Source organism: Campylobacter sp., assembly GCF_017646085.1.
Lineage (GTDB): Bacteria > Campylobacterota > Campylobacteria > Campylobacterales > Campylobacteraceae > Campylobacter.
The window spans coordinates 1-6,508 of record NZ_JAGCNF010000041.1; the positions used below are offsets into that span (position 1 = coordinate 1).

A 6,508-nucleotide genomic window follows, 5' to 3' on the forward strand; every position below is an offset into this window, starting at 1 on the left:
ATTATATCCGATTGCTTGCTGGACTAGACTTTTTATTGAGTTTAATTCATTTTGATTTAATGGGATATAGGTTGGAGTCTGAGCTTGTGAGCCATCTTCAAGGGTTTTAAACTCATATTTTCCATCTACAACCACAGCAGCTGTTACACGCTTAATCGTAGCATATTGGTCTTTTACTTTTATGGTTTGTTTAGATATTTCGTAGTTTGTATTTGCTACATTTTTTGAGTATAATTCAGTTGGTTTATTATCTTCTAAACCTTGAACTGGGCCGATGTTGCTTACAGCTCCAGGAACTCCACCGACATCTTTTGGCTCTTTACCTTCACGTCTTTCTTCGATATTTTGTTCACTTCTAATAACTGAGTTTGGATCATAAATCTCATTTATGCTATCTTTGGTTGAAAAATCAAATTCAATGCTAACTTTAGCCGTTACTTTATCTTTGCCGCCAATAAATTTGCCAATCATATCAATGATTTTTCTCTCATATGAATCTTCAAATTGGCTTCTATATTTAATTTGTGCAGCTACTAATTCATTCTCTAATGCAATCTCATCATCGCCAAGTGCTACGCCATCTTGTGTTACTATTTTGACATCTTCTAGTTTTAAATTTGGCACTGAACCAGCTACGATTCTTTTAATTCCATCAATCTGTCTACGATTTAACTTAGCACCATCTTTAATTTTTACTACAACTGAAGCTGTTGGCGGGACTTGACGCTCGGTAAATACGCTATCTTTAGGAAATGCTATATACACACTAGCTTTATCAATTGGCTCTAGACTTTCGATGGTTTTAGATAGCTCACCTTGAATTGCTCTTTGAAATTTAACTCTTTGTTCGTTTTCGGTTGCTCCAAAATCTTGTGTATCGTAAATTTCAAAACCCTTTTTATTATCACCCATTATGCCAAGGCTAGCTACTGCTATTCTTTGGCGATAGACATCGCTTGTAGGGACTAAAATCGTACCTTCATCAGCTAGTTTATATTTTACGCCTTGAGCTTCTAACTCGTTGATAATTTGAGAAGATATAGCAGGATCAACATTGCGAAACAACACGCTATAGCCTTCATACTCAGCCTCTGGGTTTTTATTACTACTGCTAAATAGAGTCAAAAATACCAAAAATCCAATAACCAAAACAACAGAGCTAATAACTACAATTTTTTGCTTTTTGGTTAGATTTTGAGCGACTTGACTAATTTGTTGAAAAAGAGCTTTAAAATCCATAATCTATTAAATTTCCTTTTTAAGAGTTTCTAAAACTTTTATATTTTGTTCACTAGTACCTATTGTTATGCGTATTGCATTTAATCCATAGCTTTTTAGATTACGCAAAATTATACCTTGTCTTAGTAGATTATCACAAATTTGAGTCGAGTCTCTACTAGTATCAAATTTAAAAGTAATAAAATTTGTATAACTTGGAATAAATTCAATCCCATTCTCAGTAGCAAATTTTTCAAAAATTTCCATTTCTTTAAAGTTATTTTCTAAAGTTTGCGTTATAAAACCTTGATCTTTAATAGCTGCGATGGCTGCTGCTAGACTAGGAGTTGTAATATTAAATGGCGCTCTAAGCTTGCTAATGGCAGTAATTATTTGATCATTTGCAATACCATAGCCAACTCTCATTCCGCCTAATCCATAAGCTTTAGAAAATGTACCAAGATATATAGAGTTATTTAGCTTTACTATATCACTTGGATTTATAGCCTTTTTGCTATCTTTAAATTTAGCAAACTCCATATATGCTCCATCAATTACTACAATAGTATCACTATCAACACCAGATATAAACTCATATACATCACTAGCATCTAAACATTCACCAAGTGGGTTATTTGGTAGGCATAAAAATATAACCTTTATCTCATCTTTGTGTGCTAGATATTGTTCTTTTAGTTGATTTAGGTTGTGTGTAGCGCTTGAGGTTTTATAAATTTTAGCCCCAATATGTTTAGCATAAATTTCATACATTGCAAAAGTTACACCTGCACTTAGCATTGCTGTATTTGGATTAAGCTTTGCGTGCATGATAAACTCTATTACTTGGTCGCTACCACTACCAATTACAATATTTTTACTACTTACATTATATAAATTTGCCAAAGACTCTTTAAGTTCATAATAGCTATCATCTGGATATAAATTTGCACATTTGATTGACTCTTTCATAGCTTCAAGTGCAAGTGGTGAACAGCCTAGTGGATTTTCATTACTAGCTAGTTTTACTACATTTTGTGGCTCAATGCCAAACTCTCTAATAACAAGCTCGATTGGCTTGCCAGCTTCATATATTGGTAAATTTGATATTTGTGAATTAAAATTCATTCTTGTCCTTCTTGGTTTAAGTAGCTACCCAGCCAGGTGATCTCATGTCCATTTTGGCTAGCATTTTTTAGCACTGCTTCGACATTTTCATCATCGATGTGACCCTCAAAATCTATATAAAATACCGTTTTAAAATCTTTTTGTTTGATTGGTCTACTCTCAAGCTTGGTTAAATTTATTCCACCCTCTTTAAACATATTAAGCAGCTCTACAAGGCCGCCTGGACGGTGAGCAGTTAGTGCTAGGATGCTGGTTTTATTGCAGCTACTTTTGATATTTTTAAAATCACTTAGCACAAAAAATCTTGTTCTATTTGCCATATTATCTTCGATTTTTTCAAACATTATTGGCACTTTGTTTATATGTGCGGCTATTTTAGAGCAGATTGCTGCTGAGCTAGGATCTTGTGAGGCTAAATAGGCAGCTTGAGCAGTTGATTTAGTTGGTATAAACTCTATTGAATTTAGATTATGATCATCTAGAAATTTATGGCATTGATTATAGCCTTGCGGATGAGAATATATCTTTTTTATATCGCTTAAATTCTCATTTAAACTAACAAAACTATGGTGAATATCCATATAAATCTCAGCTACGATTTTTACATTTTCATATTTTCTTAAGCAATCAAGGGTAATCCCAACAGCGCCTTCTGTATTATTTTCAATTGGCACAACTCCATATTTAGCCTCGCCATTGTTAAGTTCCCTAAAAACACCCTCTATAGAACTGATTGGCATATAGCTGCTCATTGCTCCAAATCTACTCTCAGCTGCTTGATGTGTATAGGTCCCAACTGGGCCTAAAAATGCTACTTTTTGTGGTAGTTCTAGATTACGACTAACAGCAAAAATCTCTAAATATATCGCCTCAATCGCCTCGCTGCTTAGAGTGTTATTAGGTAATGATTTTAATCTTTCTAGTATTGCTCTTTCACGTTCTGGGCGGTAAATTGGAGCATTTGAACCAACCTTTAATTCGCCAATTTTTTTGACAAATTCCATACGCTGATTAAGTAGGCCTAAAATCTCATTATCAATCTTATCGATGCCAACTCTTAACTCATCAATGCTCATTTTAAAATCTCCCAAATTTTGCTTATATCATCATAGATATTATCTATTTTTTGATTATCTAAATTTGCTAAACCTTCTTTATCTATTTTACCGCTTAATACTAGTGCGGTATTCATTTTAAGTTCTTTAGCTCCATATAAATCGCCAGTTGCATCATCGCTAATTATTGTTATATCTTTAAATTCAGCCTTAGGATTTTGCAATTTTAAAAGCTCAAGTGCAGCTGTATAAAATCCTAAGCTTGGCTTGCCAATACTGCTAAATTGCGCTCCAGTAGCGTAACTAATCATATTAGCAATAGCGCCAACTCCTGGATATAATCTACCATTTTTTTTGTAGATACTAGTCTCATGCATAGCTATAATTTTTATCCCTTTTAGGGCAAGTTCGTTGATAGTAGCAAAGTCATCAAAGCTAAATTTATCCCAGCTAGCTATTAAAACCGCTTTTGGATTGCTAAAATCTTGTGTGTAGCCTATATTTTGCATAGTAGAAATAAACTCATTAGCTCCAAAAAGCGCCACAGGGCAAGGTGAAATAGTTTTATTTAATACACAAAATGGATCTATATATGCACCATCTTTTATTGCCAATCCTTTATCTCTTAGCGTTTGTAAAAACTCATCGCTTTTAATTTTTGTATTATTTGTTATAACTACATATGGAATTTGTTTTTGATTTAATTTCTTAAGTAGTTCACAAGCGCCATTAATTGGACTTTTATCGTTATCGCTTATTAAGGTTCCTTGAACATCGATAAAATACATTATATAAACTCTCTCTCATTTCTTATCATATCTTCAAAGCTCTCCCTTTTGCCTATTAAGCGATCTTTGCCGCCTTCAATAGCGACTTGTGCGGCTCTGCCTCTTGTATTGTAGTTGCTAGACATTGAGTAGCCATATGCTCCAGCGCTTTTAACCACGAGCAAATCGCCATGATTTAGGCGTGGAAGTTCTATATCTTTAGCTAAAAAATCGCCACTTTCACAAATTGGACCAACTACATCGCATAGTGATTTTTCTGCATCTTTTAACGCAATAATTTCATGATAGGCTTCATATAGGCTTGGACGAAGTAGGTCGTTCATAGCAGCATCAACGATTACAAAGCGTTTATCGCCATTAGTTTTTTCATATAATACTTGAGTTATTAATTCACCGCTATTGCCTACTATAAATCTACCTGGTTCGCATACGATGGTTGCATCTTGACCCTTTAGTGCTGCTAAGACTCCTTGAGCATATTCATATAAATTTGGCTCATTTTCATCGCTATATTTAATACCAATACCTCCGCCTATATCAAAGAATTTAATATTTATATCAGCTGCTCTTAATTCTCTTAATAAATCACTAGTAATTTGTGCTGCTTCAATAACTGGGCTAATGTCGCTTAGCTGGCTTCCTATGTGGCAGTGAATACCAATTGGATCAAGATTATCGCTTTTGTGAGCGTGTAGATATATTTTTCTAGCTTCATTTATACTTACGCCAAATTTATTTTTATGTAGTCCTGTAGAGATATATGGATGAGTTTTTGGATCTACATTTGGATTAACTCTGACTGAAATTCTAGCTTTTTTACCTAGTTCATTAGCAATTAGCTCAACTCTTTGCATCTCAGCATAGCTTTCTAGATTTATCATTAAGATATCTAAATTTAGCGCCTGCCTTATCTCATCATCGCTTTTGCCAACTCCGCTATAAATTATCTTATAGTTACTAGCGCCTGCTAGCAGGGCTCTTTTTACCTCGCCTATACTCACACAATCAAATCCGCCACCAAGAGTAGCAATATGCTTTAAAAGGCTTAAATTTGAATTAGCTTTTACAGCATAGCAAATAAGCGACTTTCTAGCATTAAATTCCTTTTTTAATCTCTCATATTGAGCAGTAATATGATCAAAATCATATACATAAAGCGGTGTTTGATACTTATGAGCTAGTGCCAAATAATCCATAAAACTGTCCTTGATAATTTTAGAATTCATAATACTACCCAAATTTGGCTTAAATTTAAGACTAAATTTAGTAAAAATTTGCAAAATTTATTTTTTAAAGTTAGGCAAAATATGGGCTTGTTTTTTAAATTTTTTGTGCTAAATTTAACATTTTTTATATTAAATTTAGATTTATTAACTTTAATAATCTTTGATTAAAGCAAAGAATTATTTAAATTTAGCTAGAATTCAACCTAAATCTATCCAAATATTCAAGGAAAAATAGCCCGTTATGTATCTAAATTTGCTTACAACTATTATTGTTTTTGCTCTACAAACAGCTATTAATTTTTTTCTTACCCCATACATTTTGCGTGTTTTAGGCGATGAAGCTTATGGATTTTTAGCACTTGCTAATTCGCTGGTAAATTATGGATTTATCTTAACACTTGTGATTAACTCTGTAGCTAGTAGATTTATTGCTTCTAGCTATCATAAAGGCAATTTTGCTAGGGCTAGTAAATTTTATAGTTCAGTGATTGTAGCCAATCTAATTTTTAGTCTTATAGTTGCGTTAGTTTCGTTTGTGTTTTTGGTTAAAATTCAATCAGTAATAAATATATCACAGACCCTTTTAAGTGATGTAAGAGCTACAATGGCAATATATTTTATCAACTTTAGTATTGGGCTATTTAATGCACTTTTTAGCGTGCATGCATTTATTAAAAACCAGATGTATTTAATCTCCATTCGCAATGCTATATCTACTGCTATTTATGCTGGGTGTGTGTTAGGGTTATTTTGGGCGTTTGAGGCTATGATTTACTACACAGCAATTGCAGCTTTAATATCCTCAATTTTTGTATTTTTTAGCGCTCTATTTTTAAATCGTAAATTTGGGCTAAATTTACACTTTAATTCCAAGCTTTTTAGAACAAAATTTGTCTATGTTTTAGCTAGAAGTGGGCTTTTTAATAGCTTAAATATGCTTAGTCAAGTGCTTATTAGTGGTGCTAGCTTGCTTTTAGTTAATATTTTTATTAGCGCACTTAGCATGGGGATACTAGCGCTTTCTCGCTCAGTTACTATGATTATTGAGAGTTTTGTAGTTACTACTGCAGTAGCGTGGAACCCACGGCTAGTTGCC

General features: G+C 33.3%; 6 protein-coding genes. 1 reads left to right on the forward strand and 5 read right to left on the reverse strand.

Features of this window, described 5'->3' with window-relative positions:
- The 5 genes from fliF to lysA form a co-directional block, all read right to left on the reverse strand.
- Window positions 1-1,239, reverse strand: a 1,239-nt coding sequence (gene fliF, locus J6V67_RS02000) for a flagellar basal-body MS-ring/collar protein FliF (protein WP_291857787.1), incomplete at its 3' end; no start/stop codon positions are given.
- Between the two features lie 6 nt (window positions 1,240-1,245).
- Complete coding sequence (hisC, locus tag J6V67_RS02005) at window positions 1,246-2,343, reverse strand: histidinol-phosphate transaminase (RefSeq protein ID WP_291857789.1); 1,098 nt, start codon at window positions 2,341-2,343, stop codon at window positions 1,246-1,248.
- Window positions 2,340-3,419, reverse strand: coding sequence for a prephenate dehydratase (gene pheA / locus J6V67_RS02010; RefSeq protein ID WP_291857791.1), 1,080 nt, complete (start codon window positions 3,417-3,419; stop codon window positions 2,340-2,342). The genes hisC and pheA overlap by 4 nt, the downstream gene beginning before the upstream one ends.
- On the reverse strand, window positions 3,416-4,186 hold the full coding sequence (locus tag J6V67_RS02015) for an HAD-IIA family hydrolase (RefSeq protein WP_291857793.1): 771 nt from the start codon (window positions 4,184-4,186) through the stop codon (window positions 3,416-3,418). Before J6V67_RS02015 ends, pheA begins: the two co-directional genes overlap by 4 nt.
- On the reverse strand, window positions 4,186-5,382 hold the full coding sequence (gene lysA, locus J6V67_RS02020) for a diaminopimelate decarboxylase (protein WP_291857795.1): 1,197 nt from the start codon (window positions 5,380-5,382) through the stop codon (window positions 4,186-4,188). Before lysA ends, J6V67_RS02015 begins: the two co-directional genes overlap by 1 nt.
- A 271-nt stretch (window positions 5,383-5,653) precedes the next feature.
- Between lysA and J6V67_RS02025 the strand changes: the two genes are divergently transcribed.
- Window positions 5,654-6,508 (forward strand): oligosaccharide flippase family protein (locus tag J6V67_RS02025; RefSeq protein ID WP_291857797.1); only part of this gene is annotated, 855 nt, incomplete at its 3' end.

Coding starts and splice junctions, on each gene's coding strand:
- hisC (WP_291857789.1), bottom strand. CDS start 2,343: ATGAATTTTAATTCACAAATATCAAATTTACCAATATATGAAGCTGGC.
- pheA (WP_291857791.1), bottom strand. CDS start 3,419: ATGAGCATTGATGAGTTAAGAGTTGGCATCGATAAGATTGATAATGAG.
- J6V67_RS02015 (WP_291857793.1), bottom strand. CDS start 4,186: ATGTATTTTATCGATGTTCAAGGAACCTTAATAAGCGATAACGATAAA.
- lysA (WP_291857795.1), bottom strand. CDS start 5,382: ATGGATTATTTGGCACTAGCTCATAAGTATCAAACACCGCTTTATGTA.